The 16,608-nt window shown below is 46.5% G+C and carries 9 protein-coding genes and 1 riboswitch; of the genes, 6 read left to right on the top strand and 3 right to left on the bottom strand.

Going from position 1 to position 16,608, the window contains the following annotated elements:
* The first annotated feature begins 273 nt into the window (after positions 1-273).
* Together Q1V85_RS11735 and Q1V85_RS11730 are read left to right on the top strand one after the other, a co-directional pair.
* Positions 274-1,263 (top strand): YncE family protein, encoded by a 990-nt coding sequence (locus tag Q1V85_RS11735; RefSeq protein WP_300600108.1) that lies wholly within the window; start codon positions 274-276, stop codon positions 1,261-1,263.
* A 285-nt stretch (positions 1,264-1,548) separates the two neighbouring features.
* A riboswitch (Fluoride riboswitch) is annotated at positions 1,549-1,623 on the top strand.
* Between the two features lie 34 nt (positions 1,624-1,657).
* Positions 1,658-2,941 carry a voltage-gated chloride channel family protein gene (locus Q1V85_RS11730; protein WP_300600106.1) on the top strand — a complete coding sequence of 428 codons (1,284 nt, stop codon included), beginning with the start codon at positions 1,658-1,660 and terminating at the stop codon, positions 2,939-2,941.
* Positions 2,942-3,266: 325 nt separating this feature from the next.
* Here Q1V85_RS11730 and Q1V85_RS11725 read toward each other — a convergent pair whose 3' ends face one another.
* Positions 3,267-7,316 (bottom strand): hybrid sensor histidine kinase/response regulator transcription factor, encoded by a 4,050-nt coding sequence (locus Q1V85_RS11725; RefSeq protein ID WP_300600104.1) that lies wholly within the window; start codon positions 7,314-7,316, stop codon positions 3,267-3,269.
* Positions 7,317-7,659: 343 nt separating this feature from the next.
* Here Q1V85_RS11725 and Q1V85_RS11720 point away from each other — a divergent pair, with 343 nt between their 5' ends.
* The 4 genes from Q1V85_RS11720 to Q1V85_RS11705 all read left to right on the top strand — a co-directional run bounded on the left by Q1V85_RS11720 (position 7,660) and on the right by Q1V85_RS11705 (position 15,361).
* Entirely contained in the window at positions 7,660-10,818 is a 3,159-nt protein-coding gene (locus Q1V85_RS11720; protein WP_300600103.1) for a TonB-dependent receptor, read from the top strand.
* 40 nt (positions 10,819-10,858) lie between these two features.
* Positions 10,859-12,592 carry a RagB/SusD family nutrient uptake outer membrane protein gene (locus Q1V85_RS11715; protein WP_300600101.1) on the top strand — a complete coding sequence of 578 codons (1,734 nt, stop codon included), beginning with the start codon at positions 10,859-10,861 and terminating at the stop codon, positions 12,590-12,592.
* A 157-nt stretch (positions 12,593-12,749) separates the two neighbouring features.
* Positions 12,750-14,039 carry a glycoside hydrolase family 88 protein gene (locus Q1V85_RS11710; RefSeq protein ID WP_300600100.1) on the top strand — a complete coding sequence of 430 codons (1,290 nt, stop codon included), beginning with the start codon at positions 12,750-12,752 and terminating at the stop codon, positions 14,037-14,039.
* 53 nt (positions 14,040-14,092) lie between these two features.
* The gene (locus tag Q1V85_RS11705) at positions 14,093-15,361 is read left to right on the top strand and encodes a DUF2264 domain-containing protein (protein ID WP_300600098.1); all 1,269 of its coding nucleotides are present in this window, start codon (positions 14,093-14,095) and stop codon (positions 15,359-15,361) included.
* Positions 15,362-15,658: 297 nt separating this feature from the next.
* Here Q1V85_RS11705 and Q1V85_RS11700 read toward each other — a convergent pair whose 3' ends face one another.
* Both Q1V85_RS11700 and Q1V85_RS11695 read right to left on the bottom strand, forming a co-directional pair.
* Positions 15,659-16,270: a sugar phosphate isomerase/epimerase gene (locus Q1V85_RS11700; RefSeq protein ID WP_300600097.1), complete on the bottom strand. Its 612-nt coding sequence runs from the start codon at positions 16,268-16,270 to the stop codon at positions 15,659-15,661.
* Positions 16,236-16,541 (bottom strand): hypothetical protein, encoded by a 306-nt coding sequence (locus Q1V85_RS11695; protein ID WP_300600095.1) that lies wholly within the window; start codon positions 16,539-16,541, stop codon positions 16,236-16,238. The genes Q1V85_RS11700 and Q1V85_RS11695 overlap by 35 nt, the downstream gene beginning before the upstream one ends.
* Positions 16,542-16,608 lie beyond the last annotated feature (67 nt).

Below are 16,608 nucleotides of genomic sequence, written 5' to 3'. Positions count from 1 at the left end.
CTACAATAACATTGAAGACTTACAACAAAGGCTAACGCAAGTCGTTAACAACATTACTACAATCATTACAAAATCAATCTGCGGAAATGAATTCTACCTAAAAACCTTTAAATATAAATTTAATGTCTAATTGGTATTACTATTCACTATTAACGCCTGCCTATTCTCCATTTCCACTCCCGATAGCAATCGGGATTCAAATTCCCAAATTCCCCAAAAAATTCAGGGTTTCTTCAGATTTGGAAGATAAGATTGTAAAAATCTTTATACCATATGCGATCAACGATCTTCTTCCTGCTGATGTTTTTTGCTGCGTCTACATTATTTGCCCAGGAAAAGCCGTACAAAGTAGTACGGAGCTTCCCCGTATCCGGTAATGACGGCTGGGATTATCTTGCCGTATATAATCAATACCTGTATATTGCGCACGGCACGCAGGTAAATGTGATCGATAAAAAATCCGGGCAACCGGTTACCGTCATTCCCAATACACCCGGTGTGCATGGTATTGCTTTTGTTGCTTCCTTACACAAAGGATATATTACCAACGGGAGGGGCAACAATGTAACCGTTTTTGATCTGAACACGAACCAGGCGCTTGGCCAGATCGCCACCGGCGAAAACCCGGATGCGATCCTTTACGATGCGTTCTCCAAACAGCTGATTGTATGTAATGGCCGGGGAAAAAGTCTTTCGGTAATTGATCCGCAAACCGATAAAGTGGTACATACCATACCGGTGAATGGTAAGCCGGAAACAGCAGTAAGTAATCTCGCCGGAAAGATATTTGTAAATATTGAAGATGCAAGTTCTATTGCTGCTGTTGATATCGTTAAGCACACGGTCATTGCCAATTGGCCGCTTGCTCCGGGCGAAGAGCCATCAGGCCTTGCAATAGACCGGAGCACCAACCGGCTCTTTGCCGGCTGTGATGGAAAACTGGTAGTGGTGAATGCCGTAAACGGGAGCGTGGTGCAAACTGTAGCAATCGGTGACGGTTCAGACGGTGTTGCCTTTGATCCTAAAGCCAGGCACGTGTTTTCATCCAACGGAGATGGTACCCTTACCGTTATTCAACAACAGGCAGCGGATCATTATACCGTTGCACAAACACTTTCTACGGCTCCGCACGCACGTACATTAACGATCGATGAAACCACCCGAACCATTTACGAGCCCGTGGCAGAGCTGCAGCCGCAAAAAGAAAAAGGGAAACACGCTCCGCCTGTGACGGGTACATTCCGGGTATTGGTCATTCAGTAGGTGAGCGGCATTTGGCGTTTAGCCTTCAGCTATCAGCCTTCAGCTATCAGTCGTCAGTTTTCAGTTATCAGTTGATCATTAAGTATGAGAGGATCTAACTTGGATCGTAAAATTGCCTTTAGCCTTTAGCATTTAGCCTTCAGCTATCAGATGACAGATGATCCTGTGTGGTTTGATCTTTGTTTTTTGTTTTTTTGGTCTTTGTCTTTTGATCTTTGTTTTTTGATCTTTGGTTCTTGGTCTTTGGTTTTTGCTCCACTTTTAGAATTCCGTATATTTGTACCATACAAAACAGGAAATGGTGTCTTCCTGAACCAACCGTTCACGCCCTGTGCGGGATCTGATGGCGCCTGCAAATAGTAATATTTTATTACTCCATTAATCTATTTGTAGGATGTATCAATTTAAAACAGAACAGGGAAAAATTTTTCACCAGTTAGCAAACTGGACCATCCGGCTCATACCCCTTTCATTTGTTGTAGGTTCATTGGTTGCCTTATTTTTATGGCTGCTGGACTGGGCTACCCATACCCGCTGGCAGCACTTATGGCTGCTTTTTTTACTGCCGCTGGCCGGTGTCTTTATCTGGGCATTGTATCACTATTTTGGTAAGGATGCGGAAGCCGGCAATAACCTGGTTATGGACGAGATCCATGAACCGGGAGGGGGAGTGCCTGCCCGTATGACCCCGTTGGTGCTGGCCGGTACGATCATTACCCACCTTTTCGGAGGCTCTGCGGGCCGGGAAGGTACCGCGGTGCAAATGGGGGGTAGTACTGCCGCTCTTTTTGCAAAATGGTACCAGCTTAAAAAGGAAGATCGCAGTATCCTGTTGATGTGTGGAATGGCTGCAGGCTTCGGCGCTGTATTTGGAACCCCGGTAGCGGGTGCCATATTCGCTATGGAAGTATTGTTTATCGGCCGTATTAAATACCATGCGCTGATTCCCTGCCTGATTTCGGCAGTGCTGGCCCATATTGTTTGCAGCAGTTATGGAATCAGTCATACCCAATATACCATCAGCTCAAAGATAAATCAGTCGGTTACTACCTGGATCCCCGGTTTTTCTTTTGACCTGTTGCTGTTATTAAAAGTAATTGCAGGGGGTATTGCTTTTGGACTGGCTGGTATGGCATTTGCCCGTTGTACCCAATGGTTAAAGCAGGGCTGGGCGCGCCTGATACCTGTTAAATGGCTGATCCCGGTTGCCGGTGGTATCGTTATCATCGGTGGCAGCTATGCCCTGGGCAGTTTTGACTATCTTGGATTGGGGGTCGTTAATCCGGATGCACATAACAGCATCCTGAGCGCATTTGCTGCCGGTGGTGTAGACACCTGGAGCTGGCTGTGGAAACTATTATTTACCGCAGTTACCCTTAGCGCCGGATTTAAGGGCGGTGAAGTAACGCCGTTGTTCTTTATTGGTGCGGCATTGGGCAATACGCTGGCTGTTTTAAGCGGTGCGCCTCCTGATCTCTTTGCCGGACTTGGGTTTATCGCTGTATTTGCAGCGGCTACCAATACGCCCATTGCCTGTATGATCATGGGCGTAGAACTCTTTGGCGGAGAAAATATCCTGTATTTTGCTGTGGCTTGTTTTACGGCTTATTATTTTAGCGGCCATTCCGGTATTTATAAGGCCCAACGGATCGCTGTTCCGAAGATTCATAAGAAATAACCCCCATTTACACATTCCCACACTTCCATATTTTCACATTTTCAAATTTTCAAATATTTTTGGGCGACATGGAGACCGGTGGAACATCGAGGCTATATTATGCCCGATAGACAAAACTAAAAGCAGAGAGCCGTTTCATGCTCGATAATCATCTGATAACTGAAGACTGAAAACTGATAACTGATAACTGAAAACTGATAACTGAAGGCTGATTTCTGCCTATAAACCCATTGACTACTACCTACTAACTATTCACTATTAACCCTTGCCTATTCACCATTCCCACACTTCCACATTTTCAAAATTTTCAAATTCCCCATCCAACTCAATTGCCGGATTCTTCCCTGTTTTTATCTGACTGGTGCTGCAGCAATGCCTGCTGTGTAAAATCGCTGGGAGCTACCCCAAAATATTTTTTAAACTCCCTGCTGAAGTATTTCCGGTCATCATATCCTACAGCATAGGAAACCTCATTAATGGTCAGTTCTTTTTGAAGGATCAACTCCGCGGCTTTTTTAAACCGGCGCGTTTTGATAAATTCATTTACAGACATATTTGTAAGCGCCCGTAATTTCTTATAGAGGATCGGGGCACTCATCCCCACTTTCCGGGATAGTTTTTCAACGCCGAAATCGGCATCCTCCAGGTGATGATCGATGAATTCAATGATCGTGGTTAAAAAATCTGAATCTATTTTGTTTCTTTCAACGATGGTTCCTTCCGGCAATGCTACCGGGGCGGCCCGCAACGTAAACTCCCGGATGGTACGCTGTTGTAACTTTTTGCGCGTTTCCAGCAGGTTACGGATATGTAATTCCAGGATCTTTGCACTAAATGGCTTGGATATGTAAATATCTGCGCCGTGCTCCAGGCCGGCCACCTGGTCTGTTTGTGTACTTTTTGCAGTGAGCATGATCACGGGGATATGGCTGGTACGTGGGTCCGTCTTTAACCGGGCACAAAGTTCCATACCATTGAGGTTGGGCATCATTACGTCACTGATGATGAGGTCCGGGATACTTTCTGTTGCCATTGCCCAGCCCTGCAACCCGTCGGCCGCCTGTTGAATATAATAACCGGGTTCCAGTTGCTGGCAAACAAGCGCGCGCAATTCAGGATTGTCTTCTACAACAAGAATGGTGTACTGCCGGCTGGCCGGTAGCAGGGGATTGGTTGTATTGGGATCGGCCTTTGCCAGGGACAGTTCTTCACTCCGGAAAACTGTGGGTACTTGCTGTTCAAGAATGGACACATATCCATTGTTTTCAAAATGTTTTTTACCATTATGGAGCGTTACAAAAAAACAGGTATAACCCTCGCTATTTGCGGTTGCCGGTGTACTTTCCACACGAATGGTTCCGCCATGCAGTTCGGTGATCTTTTTTGAAAGAGCCAGACCCAGCCCATATCCGGTGTTTTGTATCCCATGATCGGCTACCTGGTAATAATTGGTAAACAGCTTACTTAAGTAAGGCGCGGCGATTCCTCTTCCGGTATCGGCCACCTGTATTTCCGTAGTTGTTTCCCTGCGATGAACAGATACCATAATACGTCCGCCTTCCGGTGTAAACTTAAAGGCATTGGCCAGCAGGTTAAAAAATACTTTTTCCAGCTGCTTTTCATCAAAATATAACAATGCCGTTTCGGTGTCATGAGTAAGGGAAATCTGTATACTTTTCGACAGTGATAATTCGCTGAAACTGGCATAGATCTCCTGCAGGAAAGCAATGAGATCCTGTTTTTTTACCTTCAGTTTGAGATGATCGGATTCGGCCTTCCGGAAGTCCATCAACTCGCTGACCAGTTTTAACAGCCGGTTGGAATTATTTTTTATCTGGGTGATCTGTTGTGTGGTAAACTGATCCGATTGATTTACCTCAAGCAGTTTTTCAACCGGAGCCATGATCAATGCCAGGTGGGTCCGGATCTCATGCGAAACATTGGTGAAAAAATTCAGTTTCACCTGGTGCAGTTCCTCTTCTTTGTTCAGCAGCGCACGAAGGAATAAAAAGCGCATAATAAAGAAAAGTACACCAATAAAAAGCAGCAGGTAAATTGTATAGGCCCACCAGGTGCGCCAGAAAGGTGGCCATACAATAATTTTCATACTAACGGGCTGCGTCCATAACCCGTCATTATTGGCGCCCCGTACGGAAAAAGTATAATCTCCCGGAGGCAGATTCGTATAGGTAGCAGCAGGTGTTCGTACCTGTTTCCAGTCTTTGTCGAACCCTGCCAGTTTATATGAATAGCGGTTCTTATTGCTTTTTATAAAGTTGAGCAGTGCAAAATTGATGGTGAACAGGTTTTGATCATGTTTAAAATAGATCTGGCTGGTATGACTGATATTCTGTTGCAGCAATCCATCGGAAGCACCAATATGAACATCCGCATTATTGAGCCGCAGATTGGTAAATACCAGGGGCGCCTGGTATTGATTCACCTGGATCTGGTTAGGAAAGAAATAGGTGATGCCGCGATATCCGCCAAAGTAAAATGTACCTTTGCTGTCCTTTAAATAGGCATTATAATTAAACTCCCTGCCCGCAAGTCCGTCGGCAACCGTATACGAGAGCACCGCTTTTGTTGCGGGATCAAACCGCATGAGTCCCTGATCGGTACCCAGCCAAAGGAATCCGCGGCCGTCTTGCAGGATCCCGACGATGTTCCTTGAAGTGCCTGATAGGACGATGAATTGAGAAAGCACCTTTTTCTTTTTGTCATAAAAAATAAGGGTGCCATTCCGGGAGCCGGCCCATATATTACCAGCAGTATCTTCCAGGAAGGTGTTTACCGGAATAGAGCCATTAATGGTATGAAGTTGATTGCCCTGCACGGTAAAAAGGCCGGAAAGTCCGCCCATCCAGATCCAGCCGTCGCGGTCTTTATAGATCTTATTGGTAGAAAGCTGGCTTAGTTTTTTATCAATGACTGTAACCGGTAAAGGCTCCAGCTGAAGCCCGGATTTGTTAAAAATACGGATGCCCGCATTGGTGGCCAGCCAAAATCTTCCCTGGTCGTCCTCCTCCAATGAGGTAATTTCCAGGCCGGCGCTTTCCACATCTCCCGGTTTGTATAAATAATGCCGGAAGCTGTGGGTTGCCGGATCCAGCACATTTAGGCCTCCTCCATGTGTGCCGCACCAGATATAGCCCTGTTTGTCGATATATACTACTTTTACAAGGTTGGAAGCAATGCTTCCGGGGTCATTGCCGTCATTTTTAAATACGCTGAACTGACCGTTGCGGCGGTTATACAATACAAGACCACCGCCTTCGGTTCCGATCCAGAGATCGGTATTGCGGTCTTCCAGGATGCTGCTGACTACATTATTGGGGATGGCATTCCGGCTACCATCATTATGCAGCACCCCGAAGCCGGTGGTAAACGCATCCACACGGTTGGCTCCCCCAAAATAGGTTCCGATCCAAACCGATCCATTGGCATCCCTGTATAAACTATAGATAGAATTCTGGCTCAGACTTTTGGGATTAGCACCATCGTTTTGAAAAGAAACCATCCGCCCGGTATGGGTATTTAAGACGCTCAGTCCTTCCTGGGTACCAATCCAGAGAGCACTGTCATTTTGGAGCATCAGGGTCCGGATATTATCATGGATGAGTCCCTGCGGGTTATGATTCTTTATAAATCGTGTAAAGGTTTTTGTTAGGGGATCGTAGAGATTAAGTCCTGAATTCTGTGTGCCTACCCACAGGCGGTGGGCCCGGTCTTCGCAGATAGCCGAGATATTGTCGCTGCTCAGGGTTTTCGGGTTGGCTGGATGATACCGGAAAGATTCATAATAATAACGATCGCCGGTTTCCCACATCCGTACCAGGCCGGTAGTAGAACCGATCCAGATATTCCCCGCCTGGTCCTGGAAAACGGTTTTGATCATGGACCCCGCCAGGTTTTGCTTATCGGGCGTTACAAAACAGGTGATCTTTTCCCGTTTCTTGCCGGTAAGAGCAAAAAGGCCTTTTGAGGTTCCGATCCACAGACGCTGCCGTCGATCTTCAAAAATGCAATTGATGGCCACAGGGGCAGCTACGGGTAAGCGGATCTTTTCAAAATTGTCCTTTTCGTCATTATAGTGATTTAGCCCTGCGCTGGATCCCGCCCAAAGTTGCTGCCGGGAATCGCGGAAAAGCGCAATGATATTATTGGAGGAAAGACCAGACTGATCATCGCCGGCCATGTATGTTTTGATCTGGGAGCCGTCATACCGGTTCAGGCCGTTGGAGGTACCCAGCCATATAAACCCCTGTGCGTCCTGGGTAATGGACAATACAGAGTTATTGGACAATCCATTCTCAGAGGTGAGGTGATTAAAATCGATATTCTGTGCCTCGCCGGCAGTTTTAAATACAAGCAAGCTGCTTAACAGCCACACCTTTATTATATATGAAGATCCGGCTTTACAGCAGGGAAACCTGCAGCACATTGCAAAAGCTCTTTTCATCACGCCTCATGTATTTAAAAAAACAAATAAAGATAAGGAGAGAAATGGCTTTATGTAAATAAAATATTTCATTGATTATCAGCAAATTATTTCCCTGTTTAAAAAAACACCCCCATTCTTTTAGGATTTTCATCCCCCGCCGGAGCGTCCGTGGCAGATATTGCAGTCAGGAGATTGTACATGAGAGAAATGCTTGTCAGAATTGCTGTCAATCATTACATCTGCTACTATTTATCATTTAAAAAAGTTTGTGCTTATGCCATTCAAGGATTCAGGCCATGGGCTTTATCACCGCTGTTGCCGGGTGATTGCCGTATTATTTTTATTGGTGCCTTCGCTGCTACACGCGCAGTCGAAGCAAATTCAGGGTGTTGTAACGGACGATAATAAAGCGTCTGTCCCCAACGCAACGGTTGTAAACAAAACTACGGGAGCAGGTACGGCCACCGATATGCAGGGGCGGTTTAAGATCAGCGCTTCCGCAGAAGATGTGCTGGAGATTTCTGCGATCAATTATGAAACAAGCACGGTTAAGGTTGGGGTGCAAACATCCATACCTGTTAAACTGGTAGCCAGTGCAGCCAGCCTGGCAGATGTAGTGGTAGTGGGTTATGGAACCCAGAAAAAGACTTCTGTAACCGGTTCGGTGTCGGTGATCAGCAGTAAAACCATTGCCAACCGGCCGGTAACCAATGCCATTAATGCCTTACAGGGAACGGCGCCGGGTCTGGTTATTTCCCGTACCAGTGGCCAGCCGGGTAAAGAAGGCTGGAATATTAATATCCGGGGACTTGCTTCGCTAAGCGGTTCCAACTCGCCGCTGATCATTATCGACGGGGCGCCAGGTGATCTGAATACCATTAACCCGGATGATATTGCGAATGTGTCCGTGCTGGAAGACGCTGCGGCTTCAGCTATTTATGGGGCAAAAGCGGGTGCCGGGGTGGTGCTGGTAACTACCAAAACGGGAGCGGGAAGCCGGAAGCCCAAAATAACACTGTCTAACATTTATACGATCCGTACACCGTATGCACGGCCCGATATGATCAGTGCCGGCGAGCAGGCCCGTCTGCAAAATGTGGCACTGAGTAATAACGGGCAGGCCCTGGCTTATACCGATCAGCAACTGCGTTGGTTCGATGATCCGGATACCAACTATGTATGGAACACCGCAACAAAGGGCTATGATTATTACTATAATTATAACCTGGCAGATATGGTGATGCGCAAAACCAGTCCCCAGAATAATACGAATATCTCCATTTCGGGTTCCAATGGGAAATCGTCTTACCTGATGTCATTTGGTTATTCCGGACAGAGCGGTGTATTCAAATTCGGACCGGATAATTACAAGCGCTACAATGCCCGTTTGAACTATGTTACCCAGATCTCGAATAAGATAAGCTTTGATTCTCGGATCGCTTACTCTTACGAAAAAACGGCTACACCTGCCTATGCCATCGGGGGTGATGGCAGCCTGATGTATGAAATTTACCAGATCCGGAGTTCCCGTAACCCCATATGGACGCCGGGCAGCGACAGCACCAAGTATATGTACCTGGGAACACTGTCCAGGGCCATACCCACTTTAAAGGATGGCGGCTACGATAATAGCTTTAAGCATTCCATCAGTGGTGTGTTTACGCTGGCTGCAAAAGAACTGGCAAAAGGTCTGCAGTTAAGGGCTGTATACAGCCCCACGTTGATCATCAACAGCGAGGATTTCTTCCAGAAACCCATTCCCCGTTACACAATCGATTCCTCCCTCAATTCGATCTTAACCCCAACGAACCAGTGGCTCAACTATCCCGGTTATATGAATAAGATGCGGGATATTACCGTAAAGCAGGATCTACAGGGACTGGCGGATTATGACTGGCGTATAAAAGATGATCATCATTTTCATGTACTGGGTGGTTTTGAATACCAGATGTATAATTATAATTACGTTAAGGCCATGCAAAGAAGCCTGCTGGTTACTTCATTCCCAACATTGAACTATACCACACTGGCTACAGCAGATATTACCAATGTTGGAGATAATATCCAGGCCTATGCCTATGTTTCAGAATTCGGACGCCTGGATTATGAATACAGGAACAAATACTTTTTACAGGCAAATATCCGGAATGATGGTACCTCAAGGGTGGCTCCCGATTTAAGGTATAAACAATTCTGGGGCATCTCCGGGGGCTGGCGTGTAACCGAAGAGAATTGGATGAAAAATATTACCTGGCTGAATGAATTAAAGCTAAGGGCTTCTTATGGCTCAAACGGTTTGGTGCAAAACGATAATGACAACGCCAATAACTACGATTATCAGGCAACATTAAATCCGGGCTATTACCCTTTTAACGACAGCCGCACAGCCTATGTGTACCAGGGATCGTTACCCTCAGTAACCAAGGCCTGGGAGGTGATTACCCAAACGGATTTTGGCGTAGATGCATCGGCATTGAACCGGAGGCTGAATTTTACCTTTGATTATTACGTCCGCAACAATAATAATATCTTTGTACAGCAACAGCTGCCGTCTACATTGGGTGTAACGCCCAGCAGCAAAAACATCGGGGCCTTTAAAGTAAATGGCTGGCAGGTAAGCCTGGGCTGGAACGATGTATTTAAAAACGGCAGCTATTTTGTATCCGTAAACCTGAATGATAACAAAACCCTGGTAACAAGATATGATGGTTCCATTGCTATAACAGCCGGCGTTAACAAAAACCTGCCTGGATACCCGGTGAATTCCATTTTTGGTTATAAAACAGATGGCTATTTCAACACACAGTCGGAGGTGGATAATTATGCGAAAATCGACTCAAAGGTACATCCTGGAGATATTAAATATGTAGATCAGAACGGTGACGGCCAGATCACACAGGGAAACAATACCCTTCAGAACCCCGGAGACCTGGTATACCTGGGCAATACCAACCCACGATATACCTATGGCATTAACCTGGGTGCTACCTGGAAAGGCTTTGATATTTCAGCGTTGATCCAGGGCGTAGGCAAAAAATACATGTTGCTGCCGCCCACGCTGGCAATGCCTTATTACAACGGATGGCAATTACCCTGGAAGATCCATGAAGATTACTGGACACCCGATCATACCGATGCTTTATACCCTGCATACCGGTTTGGCGACCAGACCATCAATGCGCAGATCTCCTCATTCTTTGTACAAAAGGCAAATTATATACGGTTAAAAAACCTGCAGGTGGGCTATACCTTTAATAAGAAACAGCTGGGTAACGGAATGTTCGAAAGTGTACGGGTCTTCTTTTCCGGACAGGATATCTGGGACAAAACAGGGATGTGGTTTAAATACTTTGATCCGGAAAATACAGACCGGCTCACCTTCCAGTATCCCCTTTGGAGAAGTTATGCAGTGGGTATTAATGTGAACTTCTGATAATCGTACTATTTGTAAAACAAGTTCAATGAGATTAATAATGAAATACTTGAAAAAAAATATAAAGACAACAGGATTGGGGCTGCTTACGGCCGGGATGCTGTTGACAAGTGGCTGTACAAAACAGCTGGATCAGTTGTCGCAAACGACCCTGGTGAATCAGCAATTCTGGAATAATTCCAGCGACCTCAATATAGGAACCAACTACCTTTATTCCTTTCTTCCGGGTTTTGAAACGCCGCTGGAAGACCGGTACGGCGGACTGGCAATGGATGTATTTAACGGCACGCTGGATAAAATAAGCGATGGCACCCGTACGGTTCCGGCAAATGATGATAACTGGAACAATCCCTATAAACTGATCAGGGCAGCAAACAATATTCTTGAAAAAGCGCAAACGATTACAAACGATAATCCGGCACTCACCACTTACAGTATTGCACAGGCTCGTTTCTTCAGGGCTTTCGCGTATTATAAACTGGTGCGCGCTTATGGTGATGTGCCTTACCTGGGCCGCACAGCCAGTGAAACCGACTCACTCATCTTTAGTCCCCGGTTACCACGGGAGCAGATTATGGATTCTATGTATGCAGACCTGGATTTTGCCGCAGCCAATAGTCCGCAGGCAGATAAAATATCCGGAAGTACCACTGTTGCCGGATCTGCAGGAAGTGAATATGGACGTATTACCCGTGGGGGCGTGCTTGCCTTTGAATCGCGCGTGGCATTAATGGCCGGTACCTGGGCCAAGTTTCGTGGAGGCAGCAATGCCGCCAAGCATTTACAAAAAGCTATTACTGCTGCCCAAACCGTAATGACGGAAGGCAAATATGCATTGTATACCGGCGATGGGGCCAACAGCTACATATCGCAGTACGGGTATGCCGCAGAAACCTATTCGCAAAACAAAGAAGTGGTAATGGCGCGTCTTTACGGACAAAATGCTTCCAATAATGTAAGCTCCCAGTCTTTTGCACGAAATCCCACTACGGACGGTACCTGTGCGGCTACCCGCAAATATGTATTGACAGCATTGTATTCCGATGGTTTGCCTGCCGGGAAATCGCCTCTTGACTCTAATGGAAAAGAGACCGGCTTACTTACCGACTACCAGAACAGGGATCCGAGATTGGTGCTGACATCCTTTAAGGTTGGGGATCCATATGTAAGTATCAACAATGCGGTGAACCTCACCTATGGTAATACCTATTATTATCAGCAGAAGAAATATTGGGTTAAAGAAGACTTTACGCAGGGGTATGGATTTCATGACTATTACATTATCCGTTATGCAGAAGTGTTGTTAAACTATGCGGAAGCAACCTTTGAACTGAACGACGGGAAGATTTCTGATGGAGATCTGGATGCCACGATCAATTTACTGAGAAAAAGGGCCACCAATAATGATAATACGAAGTTACCGCTCTTAACAAACGCTTTTGTTACGGCAAACGGACTGGATATGCGTACCGAGATCAGAAGGGAGCGGACCATTGAACTGGCTTTTGAAGGATTCTATTATTGGGATCTTTTGCGCTGGAAAACTGCAGAAACAGAAATGCCCCAGGCGCTTGTTGAAAGAAAGTATTTCACTGGCCTTAATTATGGTGGTGCAACCCCTCCAAAAAATATTGATGCCAATGGATATATTATAATGGAGGCTGCAGCACCTGTACGTAAGTTTGATCCGAATAAAGATTACCTGTGGCCGATCCCTTCCACGCAAATAGGTTTAAGCCATGGCAACGTAATTCAAAACCCGGGCTGGCAATAATCATTGCTAAAATATATGATTCGCCCATCTGGCATCCGGTGCCGGTTTCAAGGTGTGGCCAACTAAAAACGGGCAGCGCTCATACTGTTCCATTGAAACGTTTTTAGTTGGCCGTGCCCTTGGCACAGTTCCGGATGCCTTTTTATAACTTTAATCTATGTTTAAGAATATTTTTACCGTATCCTGTGGGATCCTGTTGCTCATTTCCTGTGCTACATCAAAAGTTGGCAAGTCGCCTTCTGACGGCAATTTTGTTGCCGAAAACTTCTCAAATGGAGCAAAGATGCTGCAACTGCAGTTGAACGATGCCGATAAAAATTTTGCCACGCCCAAAGGCGCCTTCCCGCGTACTACTGATCCTAAGGGAAAACTGGTCACTACTTCCATGTACGATTGGACGCCCGGTTTTTTCCCGGGTAATCTTTGGTATACCTACGAGTATTCAAAGGATGAAGCACTGAAAAAGGAAGCGCTTCGCTGGACGGAAAAGCTGGAGCCGCTTAAAAATTTTACCGAACATCACGACCTGGGATTTATGATGTACTGTAGCTATGGCAATGCGTACCGGCTTACCCATAATGCGGCTTATAAAGACATTTTGGTGCAATCGGCCCGTTCGCTGGCTACCCGGTTCGATCCCCGGGTGGGCAGTATTAAGTCCTGGAACCGGTTTGTATCCTGGCATGGGAATAAGACCTATTATTACCCGGTTATAGTAGACAACCTGATGAACCTGGAGCTGTTGTTCTTTGCTTCAGAAGCATCGGGTGACCCTTCTTTTAAAAATATAGCCATTACCCATGCGCTCAACGCTATGAAGAACCAGGTGCGGCCCGATTACAGCACCTATCATGTAGTTTGCTATGATTCCGCCTCACCGTCTGTAGCAGGCCGGGAAACGGCACAGGGGTATGCCGATAATTCTACCTGGGCGAGGGGACAGGCATGGGCTATTTACGGGTTTACCATGGTGTACCGGTTTACAAAAGATCCACAGTTCCTGAAAACAGCGGAAGGGCTGGCCGATTACTATATAAACAATAAAAACCTGCCGGCCGACAAAATTCCGTACTGGGATTTCAATATCGGTCAGCCAGGTTATACGCCGGGTATAAAATCCAATGCGTTAAACGTAAAAACACCATACCGTGATGCTTCTGCCGCAGCGGTAACAGCATCCGCATTATTAGAGCTGAGCGGGTATGTACCCGGTCAGAAAGCCGGTCAGTATAAACAATTTGCCACCGAAACATTGCAGACACTTGCCAGCCCGGCATATCGTGCCAAAGAGCATACCAACGGAAATTTCATTCTCATGCACAGCGTGGGCAGCATTCCGCATAATAATGAAATTGACGTGCCCCTGGTATACGCCGATTACTACTTCCTGGAAGCGCTGCTGCGGTATCAGAAAATTACCCGTAACGAAAAACTGTTTAAAGAATAACAAAAAAAGACATATTTGCGCTATTAATCGGGTCTTCAATAAAACATATACAAATGAAAATCGGATCATTCGTAATCGCTCTCTTGCTGATATCCGTTGCGGGCAGCGGGCAACCGGGACGCAATCCTAAAATAACATTGGCGAATCCACGCATCGCCGGTGGTGCACAGGACCGTGCCCAATGGGTACGGAACCTGTATAAAATTGCCTATCCTGTAGTACACAATCTTGCTGCAGGCACCTTAAAAAAGAACCTGCCGCTGGAGCAGGGGCCATCCTATAACCTGGTGGTAACAGATGTAACCTACCTTGAGGCGGTTGGACGAACGGTTGCAGGGATCGCACCCTGGCTGGAGTTACCGGATGACCAGACGGAAGAGGGCATATTGCGGGCTAAGATGCGTAACGAGCTATTACAGGGACTTAAAAATGCGGTGGATCCTGCAAGTCCGGATTGTCTGAATTTTAAAAAACAAAGTCAGCCCATCGTAGATGCCGCCTATCTGTCGCATGCCTTCCTGAGGGCGCCCAAAGCCTTATGGCAGCCACTGGATACGGTTACCAAACGCCGCTATATTGATGCGTTTAAATCCCTGCGTACCCGTAGCGGAGCCTACAATAACTGGCTGGTATTTGCGGCGCTTACTGAGGGATTTTTGCGCTACATTGGGGAAGACTATGATCCGGTGCGCATCGATTATGCCCTCAACAAAATGAAGGATTGGTATACGGGTGATAGCTGGTATAAGGATGGAGACCTGTTCAGCATGGACTATTATAATTCCTATGTGATCCATCCGATGCTCACAGATCTTATCGGCACACTGCTGGAGAAGCGGCCCGGAAAAATACATGTTACAGCCGGTGACTATGAAACCGCGCTGCGCCGCATGGTGCGGCATGCAGAGTTCCTGGAGCGCATTATTGCTCCGGATGGAACGTATCCCGCTTTCGGAAGGTCGGTAACCTACCGTACCGCAGCATTCCAGGTATTGGGCCAGGTAGCGTTAATGGAAAAATTGCCGGAATACATCCGGCCGGCACAGGTGCGCTGCGCACTTACCAAAGTGTTTTCCAATATGTTTGATGGTAACCAGAATTTTGATGCCAACGGATGGCTGGTACTGGGTTTTAACGGACACCAGCCGATGATGGCCGATGTATATACCTCCACCGGAAGTTTATATATGGCTACCCTGGGCTTTTTGCCGCTGGGACTGCCGGCCAATAATAAATTCTGGACCGACCCGCCCGCAGACTGGACCAGTAAGAAGGCCTGGAGCGGACAGCCGGTGAAGAAGGACTATAAGGTGGAGTATTAGCTTTTAGATATCAGTTTTCAGTGTTCAGTTATCAGTGTTCAGTTTTCAGTTAACAGTTATCAGTGTTCAGTTTTCAGTTAACAGTTTTCAGCTGATTTTTTCTGTTATCAGTGTCAGTTATCAAGGTAAGAAACGTAATCTAACGTTGAACTTTAAACATTAAATGTTAAACGGCCATAAGCTATCCGTTTTGGCCCCGGGCATAAGATGGCCACAATGTCGCACCCGTCTCCATGTCGCCCGGAAAATATATGAAACAGCTATCAGCAGATCCTCTCTTAAACCTTAAACAAAACCCTACGCCTGAAGCTCCTTCCGGGCAAAGGCCAGGCATTTTTTTACCTCCTGCACGGCATCGGATCCTTCGGGTACTTTGTACTCCAGTTCAATGGTAATGGGGATTTTATACTTATTATTTTTAACAAGGGTTAATATTTCTTTAATCGGTGTATCGCCCTCGCCCCAGGGCAGGTTGGCCCCGCCATGCGCGGCACTTTGCCGGTCTTTCAGGTGCATGGAAGTGATCCGGTCATGCCGCTTTTTGATCAGCGCCAGCAAGGATTCGGTACTATGCCCCTGAGCGGCAATATAGTGGCCGCAGTCCAGGTTCATGGAATTGTAGGGTGATTGTTCCAGCGCTGTATCCCATAACGTATCTGTGGCCTGCGTATGGGCATGATACCCGATATAGACCTTATGTTTGGCTGCCAATTTTCCTAAACGTTCTGTTTGCTGAGGATTGTTGGGTAACTCCACAGTAACGGAGGTTGCTCCCAGTGCTTTGGCCGCTCTAAGGGCGTATTCAATTTCGGCATCCGTATTCTGGGCTCCCAGTGCATTGGGTTTATAGGCATAGATCGTTACACCGGCTGCATTAAACAGCTTTTTTACCGGAAGGGCAACCCGCATATTGCTCCACAGCATCACCCATTAACTCCACAGCACTGATCCCGCTGTTTACGGTATATTGTAAGATCTCCTGCAGGCTACCGGGCAGGCTCCGGTACGAATAGGTAATAACACCGATTTGTACACCCAAAATTTTTGAATCCGGTCCCTTAAACAAACTCCAGGGTTCTAAAAGAGCGGGAACCGTAAAGAATCCAAGAGAAGCCAATCCACTTCTTTTTAAAAAATGCCGGCGCGAAACAGCACCGGATTGTTTCTTTGTTGCAAGCATAGTATGCATGTTTTTAAATAATCGTTAACTGGTTCAAAGGTACGGGGTTCGGCTATATTTCTCTATA

This window comes from Niabella sp., assembly GCF_030150205.1.
Classification (GTDB): domain Bacteria; phylum Bacteroidota; class Bacteroidia; order Chitinophagales; family Chitinophagaceae; genus Niabella.
This window is presented reverse-complemented; position numbering and strand designations above follow the sequence as displayed.

Coding starts and splice junctions, on each gene's coding strand:
- Q1V85_RS11730 (WP_300600106.1), top strand. CDS start 1,658: ATGTATCAATTTAAAACAGAACAGGGAAAAATTTTTCACCAGTTAGCA.
- Q1V85_RS11720 (WP_300600103.1), top strand. CDS start 7,660: ATGCCATTCAAGGATTCAGGCCATGGGCTTTATCACCGCTGTTGCCGG.
- Q1V85_RS11710 (WP_300600100.1), top strand. CDS start 12,750: ATGTTTAAGAATATTTTTACCGTATCCTGTGGGATCCTGTTGCTCATT.
- Q1V85_RS11715 (WP_300600101.1), top strand. CDS start 10,859: ATGAAATACTTGAAAAAAAATATAAAGACAACAGGATTGGGGCTGCTT.
- Q1V85_RS11695 (WP_300600095.1), bottom strand. CDS start 16,541: ATGCTTGCAACAAAGAAACAATCCGGTGCTGTTTCGCGCCGGCATTTT.
- Q1V85_RS11735 (WP_300600108.1), top strand. CDS start 274: ATGCGATCAACGATCTTCTTCCTGCTGATGTTTTTTGCTGCGTCTACA.
- Q1V85_RS11700 (WP_300600097.1), bottom strand. CDS start 16,270: ATGCGGGTTGCCCTTCCGGTAAAAAAGCTGTTTAATGCAGCCGGTGTA.
- Q1V85_RS11705 (WP_300600098.1), top strand. CDS start 14,093: ATGAAAATCGGATCATTCGTAATCGCTCTCTTGCTGATATCCGTTGCG.